This is a genomic window from Spirosoma arcticum, assembly GCF_054779955.1.
This window is the reverse complement of sequence record NZ_BAAGXG010000005.1, coordinates 199,565-218,486: the sequence shown is the minus strand read 5'-3', so window position 1 is coordinate 218,486 and position 18,922 is coordinate 199,565. Positions and strand designations below refer to the sequence as shown.

Here is an 18,922-nt window from a genome sequence, read left to right as displayed (position 1 = left end):
ACAACTTGATGGTGTAAATGTGACTAATTTATCCGGGTCAACGCTGCAAATAGGTAGCGGTTTCCTGCGTACTTTTACTTACACACGTATCCCTTGTTCTTCACTATGTCAATCGTCAGCCTGACTTTGGACGCCCCGGCTACTACGACCCTCGGCCGGGGTATTAAACACATTGGCATCGGCAAGTACGGCAGTAAACCCCTGCCGCCCGATTTGCTGGCTGAGTGTCGGCAGGCGTTGGCCGATCTCAACGCTCATCCACTTCAGCGGGGGGCGTTTTTGGGTGCACTACTGGCCAAAGGGCCAACACCGGAGGAGATGACGCTGGAGGCCGTAATTGGCAAAGGGTCTTTTTCGCACCCGACGTTTTTTATCAATAAAGTATGTACCAAGTTGCCCGTCGGTATGCATCCCATTGCCACCAAATTAGTGCGGGGACATCATCTTCAGGTTAGTGAAGCGGAGCAGTTGGGCGATTATTTGTTCAGCGCGGGACTCCCCCCGGAGGTGGACTGCGAGACGTTCCGGGGGCTGGCGGCCAGTATTATGCGTGTTCGGCATGAGACCAACGAAGAGTACCACGGTCTGATGCGGGCCGTTGAGCGCACGTACTCGCCCGGATTCGGGCCGATGAGCTGCGCCGACCGACCGCTCATTCAGGTAGCCGACCCATTCGATGGTGTTGATAATTGCTATTTGATTACGCCCCTGCTGGCGCAATTTTTTCAGAAACGCGGCTACGGGGCTGTGTCGATGGTGGGGCGTTCGGGTGGGCCTAAGTTCACGCTCAACGCGCTCGATTTATACATGCACATGGGGTGTCAGTTTTTGCAAAGTAACCATGAACTCAACGTGCCCCCGGCTCATCACGGCTGGGTATTGGATCAAAAAGCCCTCTCGCCCGCGCTCAACCGCTGGGTCGACCGGCGACGAACGATTATCAAACGTCCCTTTCTGGCAACGCTCGAAAAAGTGCTGAACCCCTGCCACGCCCGCATTCTGGTTACGTCGGTGTTTCACATCACCTACCAGATGAAGATGGCCGAACTGGCCATGCTGGCTGGTTTCGACGGGGTAATTGTCTTGAAAAGGGGTTTGGAGGGGAGTCTGGCCCCATCGACCAGCCGGGCGTGTGGAGTGTTGTGCGCCGTCCGAACACCAAAAGGGCATTTGTTTTTTCAGCAGTTTGAGGGCGACGCACCCGCTTTCGCGTCGTTCAGAACCGAAACTGAAACGAAGCACGACCAGCCTCAGGCCCTCGACAACGCCCGGCTGGTGCGCCAGTTCATGACCGACGGGCACACCCCCGACGCTGATTTCGACAACCGGGTGCGGTTCGCCCATGCGCTCTACGGCCGGGGTCTGGACTGGATCGAAGGGCAGTTGCGGTAGGGATGTGTTAGGCCGAAAGCCGTACCTTTGTGGCGGGCAGTTCGCCACTCTATCATGACAGACGTAACGATTATTGGCGGAGGCATTGTTGGTTTAGCCACCGCGCTGCAACTTAAACAACAACAACCCAATTTAAACGTCGTACTCATCGAGAAAGAACCGGACGTGGCCCGTCACCAAACGGGTCATAACTCCGGCGTAATCCACTCCGGGCTGTATTACAAACCGGGCAGCCTGAAAGCCACCAACTGCATTCGAGGCTACCGAATGTTGCTCGACTTCTGCGACGCCGAAGGGATTGCCTACGATCTCTGCGGTAAGATTGTGGTGGCTACCAAGCAGGAAGAAATACCGCAGTTAGACATGTTGCACACACGCGGGCAACAAAACGGGCTGGGCGGTTTACGGATGATGACACTGGCCGAACTGCGCGAGATCGAACCGCACGTGAATGGGGTTGCCGGGATGTTCGTGCCGCAAACGGGCATCATCAACTACAAGCAGGTGTCCGACAAGTACGCCCAGAAATTCCAGTTGCTGGGGGGCAAAATTCGCCTGGGCGAACGCGTGGAGCAGGTGACGCCGGGCCAGAGTTTGAGTATTGTGGTGACCGATAAAAATCGGTACGAAACCAAACTCGTCGTCAACTGTGCCGGGCTTTACTCCGATAAAATAGCTCAACTGACACAGCGCGACGCTATTGACGTGCGAATTGTACCGTTCCGGGGTGAATATTTCAAGATTCGGGCAGACAAGCAGTACTTGGTCAAAAACCTGATTTATCCCGTTCCTGACCCCAACTTTCCATTTCTGGGCGTTCATTTCACCCGTATGATTCACGGGGGCGTAGAAGCGGGTCCGAATGCGGTGCTGGCGTTCCGGCGCGAAGGCTACGCTAAGTCCGACGTTGATCTGAAGGAACTGTACGAAACGCTGTCGTGGCCTGGATTTCAGAAGGTGGCGGCTAAATATTGGCAAACGGGCCTGGGTGAAATGTACCGCTCCTTTTCCAAATCGGCGTTTACGAAAGCGTTGCAGGAGTTGATTCCAGCCGTGCAGGAGAGCGATCTCGAAGCCGGGGGCGCGGGCGTGCGGGCGCAGGCCTGTGACCGCACGGGTGGTCTGCTGGATGACTTTGCCATTCTGGAAACCGACAAGGCGATCAACGTAGTAAATGCGCCGTCGCCAGCCGCGACGTCGTCGCTTTCGATTGGGAAAACCGTATCGGAGAAAGTGCTGGCGCGGTTTTAAGGCAGTGCGTGGGTATTTTGTTTTTTAGGTGTTCATGAATTTATTGATAAACAGGTATGAAAGTTCGCCCTTCCGTGCTCATCTGGCGCCAGCACGAGAACCAGACTGAGATTCTGCTTATGCGTTATCAATATGGCGGGCAGGATGTGTTTGCGCTGCCCGGAGGTAGCTGCGACCGGGGCGAAACGCTGCCCGAAACAGTCATCCGCGAATTGCAGGAGGAGTTAGGGGTGTCGGTCGATATTGGCGAGATGATTCTGGCCGGTGAAATGCTCCTCTCCGAACGCAGCGACGATGTGCTGCATGTCGTCTTTGCCGCCCGCAATCTCAAGGGTGAGCCTACGCTGAACCCCGCCGAAACCACTGCGCTCGAACTGGTGTGGGTACCGGTTGTCGGGCTGGACCAGCTAAACTTATACCCAAATGTTGGGGCGAAGATTCAGCCGTGGTTTAGCACCGCTACGTATTTGGGCTACGTTGGACGGATTGCTCAACAGTATTTTGGGTAAGTAAGCTCCCCGCTACCATCGCAATTGTGCTGGCTAACAGACCAATCATCATGGGTGAGTACTCCGTGTCAACCCACAAACACAGTAGCCAAACGCACAGCCCAACCGCCATTGACCACAGGCAACCCGTTAGGTTGGCCCGTTTCCAGTAAATACCGGCCGTGAGCGGCACAAACAGCGATACCAAACTGAACGCCGACGATTCGCCGACAAGATCGAAGATGTTAGTATCGCGGGCGGTGCTCATCCAGACGCAGATGACCGTAATGACCACGACGGCCAACCGGATGGTTTTCAGCAACGCCCGGTCGCTGAGGCTTGGCCGGAAAAACTTCACAATGTTCTCGCCAAAAACGGCCGCCGGGGCCAGGATCGCCCCGCTCGACACACTCAATATTGCCGACGTGACTGCCCCAAAGAACAGTACCTGCAATGGCAAACTCCCGTATTGCATAACCATATTGGGAATGATGAGCTGATTGTCTTTGCCCAGATTTGGGTGGAGAATTCGGGCACTCAGCGCAATGAACAGGGGCAACATGGCCACGGTCAGGTACATACCCGACGCTACGTAAGAGGCCCGCACGGCAGTATTCTCCGTTTTAGCGGCCATCACGCGCTGGAAAATGTCCTGTTGCGGAATGGAGCCTAATCCAATCGTAAACCAAGCGGCTAAGTACTCGACCCAGTCTTTGATCGTCGCTTTGGGCGTAAACCGAAAAAATCCTTCGGGCGTTTGTTGCTGAATGGTGTCCCAACCACCAACCTGATTCCAGAGCAGAACGGCCAGCACTAACAAGGCAATGATAATGATTAGGTTATGGAAGAAATCGGTTATTGAGATGGACCACATCCCGCCTAATAGCGTGTAGAGCATGACGATTGTTGCGCTGAAGAGGATGCAGTACTCGCGGGGAATGTCCGTCACAACGCTTAGCACGATGCCAATGGCGATAAGTTGGGCCGCAATCCAGCTAAAATAGGACGGAATAACCATCACGGCCGACAGTAGCTCAGCCGCCCGCCCGAACCGAACGCGGAAATAGTCACAGAACGTAGTGATGTTGAGCCGGTACAGCGGACGGGCGAAGAAAGCCCCCACTAAAAATAGACACAGCGCCGATCCAAACGGCTCTTCGATTACGGCGGGAATGCCACCCTCGACAAACATCGCGGGGGCACCCATAATCGTCTCCGAGCCGAACCAGGTCGCGAACGTAACAGACGCAGCCAGCACCAGCGGCAACCGCCGACCCGCCAGCACAAAATCCTGCGACGTTGTCACGCGTCGGGCCGCCCACGCGCCCACGGCAACATTAGACAGTAGGTAGAGGGCGATGAAGAGAAGAAGCATCGACGCAGAATAAAGACATAGTAAATAAAAAGCCGAAACAAACGGCGCGTTTGTTTCGGCTTCGTAAAAGTAAATTGCGGAGACTTATAACCGTACCGTTGCGGGCAGATACTTCGCAATCAACTCCTGATAATAGGGCTTTAACTCGCTCACTACTGGTGGCCTGGGACTTTTAGAATACAAATCGTACGGATTGAACGCCCGCACCCAGTTAAACATAGCTCGGTCGTGGTCGTCCATCAGGTGATCGTAAGCCTCCTCACGGTGTTGGGCATAGAACGAGTGATAGCGCATCATGTACAGCGCTGGCTCGGGTAAGTAATCCTTCATTAATTGGTACAGGTATTCGTCGTGACCCCACGACATGTGCACGTTGCGCAGTCCACAATTGGGTTCGTAAACGCCATATTTGGTGTTGTACCACTTGTCCTGACTATCGGGGTTGTTGGCAAAATATTCCGGGTAAACAATCTTGTCCGAATGCTGGCAACCAACCGGGAACGTGTCGCCCACCACGGCCCACTGTGGCTCGCCGAACAGACACAGTACCTTGCCCATGTCGTGCAGGAATCCCGTCAGCACAAACCAGTCGGGGTGCCCGTCGGCGCGGATGGCCTCGGCGGTTTGGAGCAGGTGCTGAAGCTGGTCGAGGTCGGTGTCCGGGTCGGAGTCGTCGACGAGGGTGTTGAGGAATTCCATTGCGCCCCAAACAGGCAGTTCTTTTTTGTCGAAACGCAGAAACTCAGCTTCTTTTGCCCGCACAAAATCGTACGTCTGGTAGGTATGATTAAGCCGGTAAAACTCCCGAACGGTATCCCGCGCCGGGTCGTCGTAGTTCCGGTAATCGTCTTTGGCTTTGGTAGCCGTTTCGGGGTAGCGGACCAGCAGGTCGTCTTCCCATTGGTCGAGACTCGCGAGGGGGCTAAGTTCGGCGTTGTTGAAAGCAGTCATATCGAGTAAGCTATTTTCGGTCTGTAAACGTAGATAAAAATTTAATGGTCAACCGATTAAGTGACTATTTTTTGTTGATTCAGCTAAAAAATAGCTCCGGAATAACCTACCAAAACACCGAATACAGCACGGCCAGGATTGCAAAAATACCCACTGACCCGGCTACGAACGAACGGGAAACGCGAAACAGTTGCCGGTCAACGATCAACCCTTTGCCCGCTGCTGCCTGCGTAGGATCGGTCAGGGATACAACGACCATCAGCGCCACGTCGATACAAAATACCCAGGTTGTTCGGTGCAGAAACGGAATGGAGTCGGATTCGATTCCCGCCAGACCCGTCACTTCCGGCCAGAATTTAAGCAAAATTGACAGCGGAATTGTCAGAATGGCTACCGTTAGCGCGGCCCGGTTGGTGGCCCGTTTCCAAAAGAAACCCAGCAGAAAAATGGCAAATACACCCGGTGTGATGAAGTTCGTGTACTCCTGAATGTACTGATACACCTGATCGAGCGACCGCAGCATTGGTGCTATCACTACGGCCACCGCAAACGAGACCAGCACCGCCCACCGGCCTACGTTGACTAATTTTTGCTCCGAAGCCGTTCTGTTTAGGTATTTCTTGTAAATATCGAGCGTGAAGATGGTCGAAATAGAATTGCACTTGCCCGCCAGAGAAGCCACGATGGCGGCTGTCAGGGCCGCAAACGCCAGTCCTTTCATGCCTACCGGCAGCAGGTTCATTAACACTGGGTAAGCCTGATCGGGCTTTACCACGCCGGATGCGTCGGTCATAGCGGCCCGAAACGGGCCGCTTTGGTACAGCACGTAGGCGGCAATGCCGGGAATAACCACGATTAGCGGAATCATCAACTTCAGAAAAGCGGCAAACAGGATGCCTGAGCGGGCGGTCTTGAGGTCGGCACCTAAGGCACGTTGCACGATGTACTGATTGCAGCCCCAGTACGACAGGTTATTGATCCACATGCCGCCCGTTACCAACGCCATACCTGGCAAGACTTCGTAATAAGGGTGACCTTTAGCAAAAAACATATGAAAATGGCTGTCGGCCTCTTGCCGCAGCGTCACCATCCCGTTCCACACGCCTGCTATCCCGGATGTCAGACCACCCGACTGTTCCGCGACTAACTGTAGGGCTAAGTAAGTTACCACCAAGCCACCGAAAATCAACACAACCACCTGAATCACGTCGGTGTAGCCGATCACTTTCATACCGCCGAGCGTGATAAAAATGGCGAAAACGGCCAGTCCAAGGGTGCAGATGGTAAACGAAATGCCCGCCAGCGACTCAATAGCAATCGCGCCCAAGTAAAGAATTGACGTTAGATTGACCACTACGTAAACCACCAGCCAGAACACGGCCAGAATTGTGCTGACGGTGTCGCTGTAGCGTTGCGCCAGAAACTGGGGCATCGTGTAGATATGATTTCGGAGGTAGATCGGAATGAAAAACACAGCCACAATTACCAGCGTTGCAGCCGCAATCCACTCGTAGGATGAAATCGCTAATCCCATGGCGAAGCCCGACCCCGCCATACCGATAAAATGCTCCGCCGAGATGTTGGACGCAATCAGCGAAGCGCCAATGGCCCACCACGTCAGCGACCCCTCGGCTAAGAAAAAGTCGCTTGTGCTCATCTCGGCCGCCCGTTTCCGTTGATAAACCCAGTACCCGTAGCCAACGACAACGACTAAGTAGATACCAAAAACAACATAATCGGCGGTGGCAAGGTGGTTCATGGGTGGGAAGTGGGATTAGGGCTCACCTATAAAGCAATGCGGGAGTCCGTTTTACCACGCGAGCGGGTGACTCACTAATTCCGTAGTCAAATTTTATACACAGGATTACCCTCACGACGGCTCAAAAAAGCGGGTAGGTACTGACGTTGTTGACGCTTATTAGCTTGTTTTTGACGGTAGCCCTGCCTAATTTCGTAGTCTATGGATACCACCAGAAGCACGAAACAGACTCGGGGTTTGTAAGTAGAAATCACTCGGTTACGGCAGCTATCTTTTCAATGAGACCTTTTCTGCTTTTCTGGATAGCCGTATTGGCTGCCCTTCCTGCCTTCCCTCAGGCCATCGGGTCGAATGTCTATTCCTGGAATCATTCGCCGGTGGTCAAACAGGCGGGTTACGAGGAGCGAATCCTGCTGGAAGGGGCTACCCGTGATTTTTCCCATTTATTCATTCAGGCCGTAACTTTAGTGGTCAACCCGCCCGCCCAGCCTACTCAACAACTCGATGAGGAGGCCCTGCTACTCATCAAAGCCGGTGAGCTAACGCTGACGCTTGGCGATAAACGCAAAAATTTAGGACCCGGCAGCTTAGTGCTAATCATGCCAGGGGATGACTACCGGATAGAAAATAAGGCCGCCCAGCCTCTCACTTATTACATAGTGCGGTATACCTCCAACGAAGTGCCGGATCTGGATTTGTACCGGCTCGCCGGTGGCTCATTCTGGATCGACTGGCAGGAAGTGCCCGCCACCGCTGACCACCAAGGGAGTACTCGACGGATGTTTACCGGTGCCACCGTGATGAGCAACCGCGTTGCCGTGCAGCTCACCACGCTCGATGCGGGTCTACGGAGCTATCCGCCCCATACTCACCGGGCGGCCGAGATTCTGGTTCTCCTGAATCATCCGGTTGAGGTCCACATTGGGGGAAAGTTGAATAGGGCGCAGGTGGGAGATGTTGTCTTTGTGGAATCGGATGTATCCCACGCTATTCATACTGTCGGCAACGAAGGCAGCACCTACTTCGCAATCCAATTTTAATCGTCAATTCATCGTCTGTCTGTATCACTGATGGGTTGCATTAGTTTGTCAGACGTTTTTGGCAACTGGCTGGCAGAGGTACAAATCGCCTGCATGTGTGCGGCCCGCTTTTTCGGTCAGTTCATTAGTCCGTAGTCCGGTCGCTTCGGGGTGACCGGTTCAGCAGCGGATGGGGTTAGGTTCGCTTAAAAAGCCGACTGTCGGTAATAACAGTCGGCTTTCACCGACAAAAAACGTTGGCTAAAATCCTACAGCTTCGAAAAGTCGAACGTATCGAGAAAGGCCGTTGTAAACTTCCCGGACTTAAAGACGGGATCGTCCATAAGCCGGATATGGAACGGAATTGTGGTCTTGATGCCTTCAATGACGAACTCCTGCAACGCTCGCTTCATGCGCGTAATGACTTCCTCCCGTGACTGCCCCGACACGATTAGCTTGGCAATCATGGAATCGTAGTTGGGGGGAATCGTGTAGCCTGCATACACATGCGTGTCGATCCGGACGCCGTGACCACCGGGCAAATGCAGCACTGTGATTTTACCCGGTGCCGGTCGAAAGCCGTTGGCCGGGTCTTCGGCATTGATGCGGCACTCCATCGCAAAGAGCTTCGGCGTGTAGTTGCGCCCTGAAATTTCGGCACCGGCGGCTACTTTGATTTGCTCTTTGATAAGGTCAAAATCCGTTACTTCTTCCGTAATGGGATGCTCGACCTGAATTCGGGTGTTCATCTCCATAAAGAAGAACTGCCCGTACTTATCAACCAGAAACTCCACCGTACCCGCTCCCTCGTATCCAATAGCCTGAGCGCCCTTGATGGCTGCTTCGCCCATCTCCTCCCGCAGTTCAGGCGATACAATGGGCGACGGCGTTTCTTCGACCAGCTTCTGGTGCCGACGCTGAATGGAGCAGTCACGCTCTGAGAGGTGGCATACATTACCGTATTGATCGCCAACGATCTGAATTTCGATATGGCGGGGTTCTTCCACGAACTTCTCCAAGTACAGGCCGTCGTTGCCAAAGGCAGCTCCGGCTTCGGTGCGGGCGTCGTTCCAAGCTTTCTCAAACTCGTCTTCCGACCGGACAATACGCATTCCGCGCCCACCGCCCCCGGCCGTTGCCTTCACAATAACGGGATAGCCCATCTCGGCCGATAGCTTCTGCCCTTGCTCAACAGATTCCAGCAAGCCGTCGGAACCGGGAATGACGGGCACACCGGCCGCTTTCATGGTTGCTTTGGCGGTTGCTTTGTCGCCCATGCCGTTGATTTGTTCGGCGGTAGCCCCAATAAATTTAATGCCGTAATCGGCGCAGATTTGAGAAAACTCCGCGTTTTCCGACAAAAAACCGTAGCCGGGATGAATAGCGTCGGCACCGGTAACTTCGGCGGCCGAAATGATGCTCGGAACGCTCAGGTAAGACTGCCGACTGGGGGGCGGACCAATGCAAACGGCTTCATCGGCGAAACGTACGTGGAGGCTATCCCGGTCGGCCGTTGAGTAAACGGCTACCGTCTGGATACCCATTTCGCGGCACGTCCGGATGATCCGCAGGGCAATTTCCCCCCGATTGGCGATCAATATTTTTTTGAACATGGTCTAAATGAGTGAATGAGTGAATGAGTGAATGAGCGAATGATTCCTGAGAAAAATTCGCCATTCACTCATTCACTCATTCACCAATTAAATTAAATGGGTTCTACCAAAAACAGCGGCTGATCGTACTCCACCGGCGTCGCGTTTTCAACAAGTACCTTCACGATCCGGCCTGATATTTCCGACTCAATTTCGTTGAAAAGCTTCATAGCTTCAATAATACAAACCACTTTACCGTCACTGATGCTGTCACCTACTTCGACGAACAACGGCGAATCGGGCGTAGCCGACCGGTAGAATGTTCCGATCATCGGCGACTTGATGGTGGCATAGGCTGAGGTATCAGCTTGGGGAGCGGCCGCAGCGGCTGGTGCCGCTGGTTGCGGAGCCGCTGCGGCTACGAGTGCCGGAGCGGCCACTGCCTGAACCGGTGCCGCAACGGCGGCAGCAGCCGACATGCCTGAGCCGTATCGCTTGACGCTGATTTTCAGGCCGCTTGTTTCAATGTTTACCTCATCCAGCCCCGATTGGGAAATGAAGTCGATTAGTTGTTGTATGTCCTTTGTATCCATAAAAGTAGTCGTAAGTCAGTAAGTCGCAGAGGTCGTAAGCAACTCTTGCGCCAGCCACTTACGACTTCTGCGACTTACTGACTTACGACTTCATTTAATTATTTCACCCGTTCTACGTAATCCCGGGTGCGGGTATCGATCCGAATTTTCTGACCCGATTCGATGAAAAGTGGCACCATAATTTTGGCCCCCGATTCCACCTCAATCCGCTTTTTGGGACTATTGGCCGTATCACCCTTGATACCCGGTTCGGCGTAAGTAACTTCGAGTTCAACGAATGGCGGCAGTTCGCACGACAAGGGCGTGTCGCTGTCGGCGTTGATCAAAATCTCAACTTCCTGCCCTTCTTTCATCAGATCGGCACCGTCAACGAGTTTTTCGCCGAGGTTGATCTGATCGAACGATTCCTGATCCATAAAGTTATAGCCCGCTTCGTCCTTGTAGAGGTACTGGAACTTCCGACGCTCTACCCGCACCGGAAAAATGGTAACGCCCGAGTTAAACGTATTATCCAGCACTTTGCCCGATGTAAGGCTTTTTATTTTTGTTCGCACAAAAGCGGCACCCTTGCCCGGCTTTACATGCTGAAACTCAGTGACCTGAAACAGGTCGTTATTAAAGTTAATAACCAATCCATTACGGATGTCTGCGGTCGTTGCCATTCTTTTTTAATGAATAATAGTTAATGTGCCGTGCGGGCGGCCCCGAATGAGTAATGAATAGGCCGATGGTTGTTCGCCTGCGAAGCCCATTATACATTATTCATTGATCAGTTTACATTCAATTAATTAGTAGGCCCACTTTACGTAAGCTGCTCCCCAGGTGAAGCCACCACCAAAAGCGGCCAGCACCAGATTGTCTCCTTTGTTTAATTGGGATTCGTAGTCAAACAGGCAAAGTGGAATGGTAGCGGCCGTCGTGTTGCCGTACTTATGAATGTTCATCATCACCTTGCCCGTGTTGATGCCCATTCGGTTTGCCGTGGCGTCGATAATGCGTTTGTTGGCCTGATGAGGAACCAGCCAGGCAACATCGTCACCCGCGAGGTGGTTACGCTCCATAATTTCAGCCGACACGTCGGCCATATTTTTAACGGCGAATTTAAACACCGATGGCCCGTCCTGATACACGTAATGCCAGCGTTTCTCAATCGTTTCGTGAGTTGGTGGATAGCGGCTTCCTCCCGCTTTCTGCAACAGGTGCTGCTGCCCCGACCCGTCGGAACGAATGATGGAATCAAGTACGCCGTAACCATCATCATTGGGTTCGAGCAGCACCGCCCCGGCCCCATCGCCGAACAAAACGCAGGTTGTCCGGTCGGTATAATCGGTGATGGCCGACATCTTATCGGCTCCCACGATAACAACTTTCCGATACTTACCGGTCTCAATGAACTGAGTCCCGACCGTGAGAGCATACAAAAAGCCGGAACAGGCGGCCTGAATGTCGAACCCGCCCACGTTACGAATGCCGACCATGTCGCTAATCAGGTTAGCCGTGCAGGGAAACACGTAGTCGGGTGTGGTGGTTGCGCAGATGAGCAGATCCACTTCCTCAGGTTTAGTGCCCGTTTTCTGGAGCAGCCCGGCCACCGCTTTGGCACCCATGTGGGAGGATCCCATGCCTTCGCCTTTAAGAATGTGGCGTTCTTTAATACCCGTACGGGTCGTAATCCATTCGTCATTCGTATCTACCATCCGCTCCAGTTCAGCATTGGTCAATACATAATCGGGAACGTAACCGTAAATTCCTGTTATGGCAGCTTTACTCATGGGCGGGAGGTCAGTTGATGAGTCGGTGCGTTCGCCAGTTGGTTAAGTGAAGGTATTGACTGACTAACGCACCGACTCATCAACTGATAGACTACTGTTAACTCAATGCTTGTGCAATTTTCGTGTAAACATTGGATTCAACCTGCCGAATGGCCAGATTAATCATGTTTTTAATGGCTAAGGGTGACGAAACGCCGTGCGCAATAATCACATTTCCATTGACACCCAAGATTGGACTTCCGCCTATGGACTCGTAGTTCGTTTTGGCTATGAATTCATCCTGAATTCCCCGCTGTTCAGCCATCGTATGAAACGATTCGCCCAGTTTGTACATCGCATTGCCGGTGAATCCGTCCGTTACAATAACATCGGCTTTACCGGCAAAAAAGTCACCTCCTTCAATGTTGCCAATGAAATTGATGCGACGGCTATCTTTCAGAAGTTGATGGGTAGCCTGAGCTACTAAGGAACCTTTCTGCGCTTCGGAGCCAATATTCATCAGACCCACACGGGGCCGACTGATGTTAAATGTGTATTGCGCGTAGATAGAGCCAATTTCCCCGAACTGAGCCATTACTTCGGGTTTGCAGTTTGCGTTGGCGCCAATATCAAGCATAACGGCATAATCGCCGGTAATTTGCGGGACCAGGCCGGCTATGCAGGGGCGCAGCACACCTTCAATTGATTTGATGCTGAACAACGCACCCACGTGCATCGCACCGGTATTACCTGCGCTGCAAAAAGCGTCGACCTGCCCTTCCTTCAAAAGTTTAAACCCAACTCCAATACTGGAATTGGGTTTCTGCGAAAGAGCCTTAGTCGGGTGTTCGCTCATATCAATAACGTCATCGGCATCGACCAGCTCAACATTGATTACGGAGTCGGCACCGTGCGCTTCGAGTAACGCCTGCATGACAGCCTCTCGGCCAATCAACACAATTGTCACCTGTTGCGGCACTTCAGCAGCGGCCATCAGTACGCCCTCCACAATCGCTTCAGGAGCAAAATCACCACCCATCGCGTCCACTGCAATTTTCATTGACTCCGTTTGTTCAACACCTTCCGACTACGCCGGACCGTAAAAAGTACGCGTAAAAATAGGAAGTAGCGGGTAATAAAAAAGTATTTCGCGCCCATCTTCGGAAAGACGTCGGCGAAATACTTCTTGTAATCGACTGAAAATTAGGCCGTTTTTGCGTAATTCTCAATGAGCATTTGTCCTTTGTAGAACAGGTTGCCTTCAAAAACGTGAGCGTGATGCCGCTCGTGGACTTCGCCCGTCTGGGCATCCGTCGAGAGGGTTACCGGTACCGCTTTGTAGTGGGTTCTTCGCTTGTCGCGCCGGGTGCTAGAGTGGCGTCGTTTGGGGTGTGCCATTTCTTTTGAGTTATAAAGTTATGTAGTTGTAACGTTGTAGAGTTGACTGGTGCAGAGATCATAACGTTACGACTCGTCAACCATATAACTCTGTAACTTCGTTTAGTTGTCGTTCAGTTTTCGTAGGGCGGCCCAGCGGGGGTCCGTCGTCGGCTGGTCGTCGTTCTCATCGTTGGTAGCCGGACCGGAACTGTAAATCAGCTTCACATCCGACTTATCATCCTGGTCATCCTCGTCCCGGAAACGGGGATGAAGCCGCTTCATGGGGAGTGACAGGCTAATGAACTCAAAAATATAGCGGGCCACGTTGACCGTTGCCGTGTTCCGTTCGATGAGTTCAATTTCGTCGCTCAGTTCCTCGTTGTGATCCCCGAACTTAAGCAGCATCATTTGCCGCGTGTCGACCTGCTCATCATACTCATCGAGACTGCGGTCGCAAATTTGTTCAACCGTACCAACGATGTGAAAATCCAACCGGATCATCGTCTCCGATTTGTCGAGCACGACGTGCGTTTGAACACTACCCCTGCGGATCAGTTCCTGCTCCATCGCGGCAAAAAACGCATCGTCCGACTCGAAGTCGTATTCGTAGCGTTTGTTTTCCAGCCCGACAATGTTAATGTCGTAGTCGCGTAGTGCATTCACGTTGCGTATCCTCCTCAAAAATAAGACCGCAAAGGTACAAAACGTTTGTCAATCAGGAAAGTGGTGCGCTAAAAAGAGTTACTTTATGAGTAGCTTAACCGCCTTCTTACTCCTCTTCAACTGTTGGTACGCCCAGCTCTGCAAACAGCGTTTGCCAGTACTGCGTCACAGCCGGGTTGTTCTGGCGTACAGATGCGTTTGGCTCGAACGGCAGAATCATGGTGATAGTGGGTGAACCGATGGTGTAGCGTTTCAATTGTTTCGCGTCGGCTTTAGCCCATTCGTCGGCCTGAGCGCTGCCTTTGGGTGGGCGCACGTGGAAATCCCGCCGGTTTGGTCCTTTGACACTCTCAACCATATCGCTCAAGTAATAGACTTTCACGGCCGCACCAGTTTCAGTCGCTTTTTCAATCACGGGGAGACTGGCCCAGATGTCAGTCTGCTGATTCGACGCCCCGGTGTTTTGCGCCACCAATTGTTGGAGGACTCGTTGCCGAATCGTAGTTTTCTCACGGTTCAGTGCCAGATCAAACTCGGTTTTGGCCGCTTCGCGGTCGGTGGAACTGGTGGCCGACACATCTTCCATTTCGGTGCGGGCCGTCAGATTGAGCGCACGGGCTTTGGCGGTGTTTTCGTGGATGAAGTAAACTGCCAGTCTATCACCTTTCTGCCGGATGTTCTCCTCAATAATGCTGGTCAACGCCTGCTGGTATTTCTGTCGTACGAATGACTCGTCTACGTTTACGCTGCGGGTTTTGTCTAAGAAAATAAGCGTGTAGGTTGGCTCATCGGTGGTGATCTCCGCTTTTTTGCCATCGTTGGAGCAGGCGAAAACCGTCAGTATCAGGAAAAACGTGAAGCTGATTCTCATAGGATTGCAATACCGGCAAGGTTTTCAAAGGCTTACCGGTTTGAAAATAACTCCGCTCGTAATGTTGTGTCGGCGGGGGCGTTGTGGTTCCAGTAGTCCGACTGTATCGTCTTTTTCAATACGGCCCGGGAGGTCAGAAGATTGTCTTTGCTCTTGTAAGTTTCTTCCCAGCCGACGATTTTGTGCGGAAACGGCTGCTCGAAAACGATCATCAGCGTTCGGTCGTCGGTGGGGTATTGGACGGTGTACGATTTAAGCAGCTTGCCGGGAAACAGCACCCCATCGTAGTCGGCCAGTTTAGCGTTCACCAGCAGCGGATCGAGCCGTTTGTGACGCAGCCGGGCCGCCATCGTACCCGGAATCATCCGCGTTTCGCCAATGGGCAGTTTGTTGGGGTCGAGTCGAATGCGATTCCATAGTTCGTCTTCAAGCAGCGTTTTCTCGACATCATAATTCTCCGCCACTTCTTTCTCGAAATACGATTTTCCCTCAACGTGGTAACCGTTGGCAGCGTAGTTGAGTTGTAAATAACTGTGCCCGCACCATTCCTGCCCTGACATGCTCACCTTCAACGTGTTGGGAAAAAGTGTGTTATTGATAGGTGTGAAAATCGATGTAAACAGCGAGTAATCGTAAATTCCGGTCACGAACTTTTTGCTGATATTCGTCTTCATTACCGGCACCGATTTATCCCGGCTGTCCGGGCTTTCCGATTTCACCTGTGTATCCGTTCGGAAATCTTCCGTCACAAAAATGAGTACGGCTTCTCCTGGATTTAGGACGCCATACTGCGCCTGTTCGAGCGAATAGCTGTTCAGTTCTGCTTTACCCGCAAACCAGTATTTGGCGAATTCTACCGAAGGGGGAGTGGCGGGCGTGGTTGCCGCTGCCGGATTCTGGAAAACGGTGGCTTTCATGGCAAAGGCAAACACCACCGCCAGTGCCAGCACAATCAGCAGGAAGTTTTTGGTAATGGTCTGTTTCATAGTTTGTTTGTAGCCTAACCAAGCTACTTGCGCAAAAGTCCGGCAGTTTTGGCTATCTTACAACTGTTAATCAAAACGATTTGTCCAGACACAATGTCACGCATCAGTCACCTTATCCTCATTATCCATTGCTCATTAGTCATTGGGTCAGTCCTCACGGTTCATTCGCTCACCGCCCAGGTTGTGAAAGCTCCCCTGCGGAAGACGGGTGAGGGCGATGGACCCCATACCCGGCTCATCATCCGGGGCGTCACGCTCATCAACAGCACCGGTGCACCCCCGGTTGGGCCGGTTGATATCGTCGTTGAGAAAAACCGGATTGCGCAGATCAAACAGGTGGGTTACCCCGGCGTGGCTATCGACCCTAAAAGTCGGCCGGTGGCCAACGGGGGCGATAAGGAACTGAACTGCGAAGGCATGTACCTGATGCCGGGCTTTGTGGATATGCACGGCCACATTGGCGGGCAGGCGCAGGGGGCCAGCGCCGAATACGTGTTTAAACTCTGGCTCGGCCACGGTATCACCACCATCCGCGACCCAAGCTGTGGCAATGGGCTGGATTGGGTGCTTGAACACAAGGCCAAAAGCAACCGGAATGAGATTGCGGCCCCGCGCATTTTGGCCTACACGGTATTTGGACAGGGTGCAAAGGAACCCATCAGTACGCCCGAACAAGCCCGCGCCTGGGTGCAGCAAAACGCCAAACGCGGGGCCGACGGAATCAAGTTCTTTGGGGCGGAACCGGCAGTTTTCCGGGCGGCACTGGACGAAAACAAGAAGCTGGGACTGCGGTCGGCCTGCCACCATGCGCAGTTGGAAGTCGCCCGGATGAACGCCTTAGCAACGGCAAAAGCGGGTCTGACATCGCTGGAGCATTGGTATGGCCTGCCTGAGAGTCTCTTCGATGATAAAACGGTTCAGAATTACCCCGCCGATTACAATTACAATAACGAACAGAACCGGTTCGAGCAGGCGGGCAATCTCTGGCAGCAAGCCGCCAAACCTGGCACCGACCGCTGGAACAAGGTCATGGACGAACTGATTGCGCTGGATTTCACCCTCGACCCGACCTTCAATATTTACGAAGCCAACCGCGAACTGATGCTGGCCCGGCGTGCCGAATGGCACGATGACTACACGCTGCCAAGTTTGTGGCGGTTTTACGGTCCCAGCCGGATTTCGCACGGGTCATACTGGCACAATTGGGGGACCGAGCAGGAGGTGGCTTGGAAAAAGAATTATCAACTCTGGATGCAATTCATCAACGAATATAAAAACCGGGGTGGGCGCGTCACTACCGGCTCCGACTCGGGGTTCATATACCAACTTTACGGCTTCGCATACATCCGCGAACTCGAACTGCTGCGCGAAGCGGGTTTCCATCCACTCGAAGTGATCCGGGCGGCCACGCTCAAAGGAGCCGAAGCCCTCGGTATGGCCGATCAGATTGGTTCGGTAGAGGTAGGGAAATTAGCCGATTTTGTGATCGTGAAAGAAAACCCGCTGGCTAATTTGAAAACGCTGTACGGTACGGGGGCCATTCACCTGACCGACAAAAACGAAGTAGAGCGCGTGGGGGGCGTCACCTACACGGTGAAGGACGGCGTGGTCTACGATGCCAAAAAACTCTTAGCCGACGTGCGGGCGCTGGTGGCCGACGCCAACCAGAAAGAAAACTTCGAGATCACGCAGCCCGGTGTTCCGGCAAAGGCGGGAAAAGTGAGTGGGGGAAAAAATTAAACTAATCCAGTACGCTCTCTGCCCGTCGGGACCGTTGCCGAATCAGAATTGGCACAATCAGAAAACTCAGGCTGCTGAACAGGAGCGAAAACCCCACTTGAACCGCGTGCAGAAACGTAGCGACAACAACCCCGTCTGTTTCGTTCATGCCGTAGAGCATCAGCACCCGGCTAACCAAAAAATGGTATGTGCCCAGGCCACCCTGCGTTGGGGCTGCCAGGCTCCCCAGCGAACTGATGGTCAGGATCGTCAGGGCAGCTACGGGGGGTAACGTCTTTGTTTGGTCAGACGCGAAGAAAAGAACGTACGTAATCAAAAACAGCAGTACCTCGGTCAGCAGCGTGAGGGCTACAAACAGGCCCGGCCGCTGAAGTTGGCGGATACCCATAAACCCCTGCTTCATACCGCGCCCAATACCCAGCAAACGAACCACAAGCCGGTGCTGGCGAATGGCTTGTTTGCTGGCCAGCCAGTAGAGCAAGCCCACCACTACGCCCACACCAAGCAGGACTACACCGAGCAATAAACCCGACTGGCTATCCGAAGCGAATCGTGCCCGAACTGGGGCCAGTAGGTTAGCAATGTACTGCCCCACGCGGTCAAACTCCAGCAGCAGCGTTAGTCCAATCAGTCCTGCCAGCAGGAGCAGGTCAATCACGCGTTCGGCTACGACGGACCCCAGCCCCTGGGCCATTGGTATGCCATCGGTGCGCTGGAGGGTGGCGCAGCGCGTCAGTTCACCCGCGCCGGGAACAATCATGCTGGCCAATGTTCCGGCCAGCAGCGCCACGGTGGTTCGGAACAGCGATGGACGGTAGCCAAGGGCCTGCAGCGTAAGTTGCCAGCGGGCCGCCCGCGTGAGGTGGTACAAACCAACCAGCAGTCCAACCAGTGCCAGCCAGCGGTAATCAGCCCGCCGGAACTGATTGGCAAGTTCGGTGAGCCGAACGTCTTTCAGCACGTACCACAGCAACCCAATGGCCAATCCAATTGGCAGCGCCTGCCGGACGATTCGTTTAATCATGCGGGCAAATTAGGTATTTTTGTAAACAGACCGTTTCCTACTGGCAGATCTGGCACGGTATTGGTAGTTTTGATTTTTGCGTACCTG

The 18,922-nt window shown here is 53.3% G+C and carries 18 protein-coding genes; 5 read left to right on the top strand and 13 right to left on the bottom strand.

Translation table 11 applies throughout. The features are described 5' to 3' along the window. Positions 1-105: 105 nt before the first annotated feature. Genes ACYVHB_RS13090 through ACYVHB_RS13080 form a run of 3 tightly spaced genes read left to right on the top strand, consistent with a single transcriptional unit; the run spans position 106 to position 3,152 of the window. Complete coding sequence (locus tag ACYVHB_RS13090) at positions 106-1,392, top strand: anthranilate phosphoribosyltransferase (RefSeq protein ID WP_461052190.1); 1,287 nt, start codon at positions 106-108, stop codon at positions 1,390-1,392. Positions 1,393-1,446: 54 nt separating this feature from the next. Beyond that, the gene (lhgO, locus tag ACYVHB_RS13085) at positions 1,447-2,643 is read left to right on the top strand and encodes an L-2-hydroxyglutarate oxidase (protein WP_461052189.1); all 1,197 of its coding nucleotides are present in this window, start codon (positions 1,447-1,449) and stop codon (positions 2,641-2,643) included. Positions 2,644-2,699: 56 nt separating this feature from the next. Continuing rightward, complete coding sequence (locus ACYVHB_RS13080; protein ID WP_461052188.1) at positions 2,700-3,152, top strand: NUDIX hydrolase; 453 nt, start codon at positions 2,700-2,702, stop codon at positions 3,150-3,152. Here ACYVHB_RS13080 and ACYVHB_RS13075 read toward each other — a convergent pair. From ACYVHB_RS13075 to ACYVHB_RS13065, 3 genes are all read right to left on the bottom strand, one after another. Then, on the bottom strand, positions 3,103-4,506 hold the full coding sequence (locus tag ACYVHB_RS13075) for a high affinity choline transporter 1 (RefSeq protein WP_461052187.1): 1,404 nt from the start codon (positions 4,504-4,506) through the stop codon (positions 3,103-3,105). The genes ACYVHB_RS13080 and ACYVHB_RS13075 overlap by 50 nt on opposite strands. 84 nt (positions 4,507-4,590) lie before the next feature. Continuing rightward, positions 4,591-5,457, bottom strand: coding sequence for an inositol oxygenase family protein (locus ACYVHB_RS13070; protein WP_461052186.1), 867 nt, complete (start codon positions 5,455-5,457; stop codon positions 4,591-4,593). Between the two features lie 106 nt (positions 5,458-5,563). After that, positions 5,564-7,216: a sodium:solute symporter family transporter gene (locus tag ACYVHB_RS13065; RefSeq protein WP_461052185.1), complete on the bottom strand. Its 1,653-nt coding sequence runs from the start codon at positions 7,214-7,216 to the stop codon at positions 5,564-5,566. A gap of 278 nt (positions 7,217-7,494) precedes the next feature. Between ACYVHB_RS13065 and ACYVHB_RS13060 the strand changes: the two genes are divergently transcribed. After that, positions 7,495-8,256 (top strand): AraC family ligand binding domain-containing protein, encoded by a 762-nt coding sequence (locus tag ACYVHB_RS13060; RefSeq protein ID WP_461052184.1) that lies wholly within the window; start codon positions 7,495-7,497, stop codon positions 8,254-8,256. A gap of 248 nt (positions 8,257-8,504) precedes the next feature. On the opposite strand, the gene accC is transcribed toward ACYVHB_RS13060, so the two are convergent. The 9 genes from accC to ACYVHB_RS13015 form a co-directional block, all read right to left on the bottom strand. Continuing rightward, on the bottom strand, positions 8,505-9,848 hold the full coding sequence (accC, locus tag ACYVHB_RS13055) for an acetyl-CoA carboxylase biotin carboxylase subunit (RefSeq protein WP_461052183.1): 1,344 nt from the start codon (positions 9,846-9,848) through the stop codon (positions 8,505-8,507). A 92-nt stretch (positions 9,849-9,940) separates the two neighbouring features. Next, complete coding sequence (gene accB, locus ACYVHB_RS13050) at positions 9,941-10,420, bottom strand: acetyl-CoA carboxylase biotin carboxyl carrier protein (RefSeq protein WP_461052182.1); 480 nt, start codon at positions 10,418-10,420, stop codon at positions 9,941-9,943. A gap of 98 nt (positions 10,421-10,518) precedes the next feature. Beyond that, entirely contained in the window at positions 10,519-11,082 is a 564-nt protein-coding gene (efp, locus tag ACYVHB_RS13045; RefSeq protein WP_461052181.1) for an elongation factor P, read from the bottom strand. Between the two features lie 126 nt (positions 11,083-11,208). Continuing rightward, positions 11,209-12,192 (bottom strand): beta-ketoacyl-ACP synthase III, encoded by a 984-nt coding sequence (locus tag ACYVHB_RS13040; RefSeq protein WP_461052180.1) that lies wholly within the window; start codon positions 12,190-12,192, stop codon positions 11,209-11,211. Positions 12,193-12,289: 97 nt separating this feature from the next. After that, complete coding sequence (gene plsX, locus ACYVHB_RS13035) at positions 12,290-13,231, bottom strand: phosphate acyltransferase PlsX (protein WP_461052179.1); 942 nt, start codon at positions 13,229-13,231, stop codon at positions 12,290-12,292. A 143-nt stretch (positions 13,232-13,374) separates the two neighbouring features. Then, positions 13,375-13,569 carry a 50S ribosomal protein L32 gene (gene rpmF, locus ACYVHB_RS13030; protein ID WP_461052178.1) on the bottom strand — a complete coding sequence of 65 codons (195 nt, stop codon included), beginning with the start codon at positions 13,567-13,569 and terminating at the stop codon, positions 13,375-13,377. A 102-nt stretch (positions 13,570-13,671) separates the two neighbouring features. Then, on the bottom strand, positions 13,672-14,214 hold the full coding sequence (locus tag ACYVHB_RS13025) for a YceD family protein (protein ID WP_461052177.1): 543 nt from the start codon (positions 14,212-14,214) through the stop codon (positions 13,672-13,674). 106 nt (positions 14,215-14,320) lie between these two features. Beyond that, positions 14,321-15,085: a hypothetical protein gene (locus ACYVHB_RS13020; RefSeq protein ID WP_461052176.1), complete on the bottom strand. Its 765-nt coding sequence runs from the start codon at positions 15,083-15,085 to the stop codon at positions 14,321-14,323. Between the two features lie 32 nt (positions 15,086-15,117). Continuing rightward, positions 15,118-16,071 (bottom strand): hypothetical protein, encoded by a 954-nt coding sequence (locus ACYVHB_RS13015; protein WP_461052175.1) that lies wholly within the window; start codon positions 16,069-16,071, stop codon positions 15,118-15,120. A gap of 93 nt (positions 16,072-16,164) precedes the next feature. On the opposite strand from ACYVHB_RS13015, the gene ACYVHB_RS13010 reads away from it, so the two are divergent. After that, a complete protein-coding gene (locus tag ACYVHB_RS13010) occupies positions 16,165-17,811 on the top strand; it encodes an amidohydrolase family protein (protein WP_461052174.1) in 1,647 nt (548 codons plus the stop codon). A 1-nt stretch (position 17,812) separates the two neighbouring features. Here the strand turns inward: ACYVHB_RS13010 and ACYVHB_RS13005 are convergent, their stop codons facing one another. Then, a complete protein-coding gene (locus ACYVHB_RS13005; protein WP_461052173.1) occupies positions 17,813-18,835 on the bottom strand; it encodes a lysylphosphatidylglycerol synthase transmembrane domain-containing protein in 1,023 nt (340 codons plus the stop codon). Positions 18,836-18,922 lie beyond the last annotated feature (87 nt).